The sequence below is a fragment of the Algibacter sp. genome, from assembly GCF_049667265.1.
In the GTDB taxonomy this organism is placed as follows: domain Bacteria; phylum Bacteroidota; class Bacteroidia; order Flavobacteriales; family Flavobacteriaceae; genus Algibacter_B.
In genome coordinates this window covers 1-1543 of record NZ_JBATHX010000494.1, presented here as the reverse complement: position 1 = coordinate 1543, position 1543 = coordinate 1, and the positions used below count along the sequence as shown (strand labels likewise).

Here is a 1543-nt window from a genome sequence, read left to right as displayed (position 1 = left end):
GGATGATGTGATTGGAACACTCGCAAAACAGGCTGAAAAAGAAGGTTATCAAACGTTTATGGTAACCCCAGGTAAGGATTTTGCTCAGTTGGTTTCTGAAAATATTTTTATGTATCGCCCCATGTTTGGTGGTGGTTACGAAACTTGGGGAATTCCGGAAGTACAGAAGAAATTTGAAGTGACAGACCCATTACAAGTTATTGACTTTTTAGGGATGATGGGCGATTCTAGTGATAATATTCCTGGTTTACCTGGTGTTGGTGAAAAAACCGCCAAAAAGTTTTTAGCCGCTTATGGCAGTATGGAAAATCTTTTAGCAAATACCCATGAGCTTAAAGGTAAAATGAAAGAAAAAATTGAAGCCAATGGCGAATTAGGATTACTTTCGAAAAAATTGGCAACCATCATGCTTGATGTTCCGGTAACTTTTAACGCTAAAGATTTTGAATTAGACCAACCAGATATTCCTAAAGTAGTATCCATTTTTGAAGAATTAGAATTTAGAAGATTAATAGATAATTTCACTAAAACATTTGCTGAACAAACAGAACCTACAACGGCAATTGATGCTTCTCAAAAAGTAGCAGAGACTAAAACGACACCTAAAGAACAGGCTTCGGCTGGGGCGGGACAATTTTCGTTATTTGGAGGAGACCCTTCAAGTGCTACACAAACAGAAACGGTAACTGAATTTACTAGAAAAACTGCAGAAACAACGCCGCATTTTTACCAAAGCGTTGCCTCTGGAATGGCCACCAAACTGTTTATTAAAAATTTAATGAATCAAACTTCGGTGTGTTTTGATACGGAAACTACAGGTTTAAATCCGTTGACTGCCGAATTGGTTGGCATTGCATTTTCATGGGAAATTGGTAAAGGTTTTTATTTACCATTTCCAGAAGATAAGGCTGAAGCTCAAGAATTAATTGAACAACTGCGACCATTTTTTGAAAGTAAAACGATTGAAAAAATAGGTCAGAATTTAAAATACGATATTAAAGTATTAGCCAAATATCATGTTGACGTTAAAGGCAAATTATTCGATACTATGTTAGCGCATTATTTGATTAATCCGGATATGCGTCATAATATGGATGTATTAGCGGAAACCTATTTGAATTACACGCCAATTTCGATAACTGAATTGATAGGTAAAAAAGGCAAGAACCAACTCTCTATGCGCGATGTTCCCATAGAAAAGCAAACCGAATATGCAGTTGAAGATGCTGATATTACCTTGCAACTAAAAGAACATTTTCAAAATGAATTAGGCGAAGCCAACACTCAAAAACTATTTGACGATATTGAAATTCCATTGCTTCGTGTTTTAGCAGCTATGGAACTGGAAGGAATTAATTTGGACGAACAATTTTTAAATTCATTATCTGAAGATCTTAATACGGATATTGCCACACTTGAAAAAAATATTTATCAGGCTGCAGGCGAAGAGTTTAATATTGCCTCACCAAAACAATTGGGCATTATTCTTTTTGAAAAATTAAAACTAGTTGATAAACCTAAAAAAACCAAAACTGGGCAATAC

The 1543-nt window shown here is 35.5% G+C and carries 1 protein-coding gene; it reads left to right on the top strand.

The window, feature by feature from the left end:
• On the top strand, positions 1-1543 hold a 1543-nt coding region (locus tag WBN21_RS16845; protein ID WP_424202354.1), incomplete at both ends, for a DNA polymerase.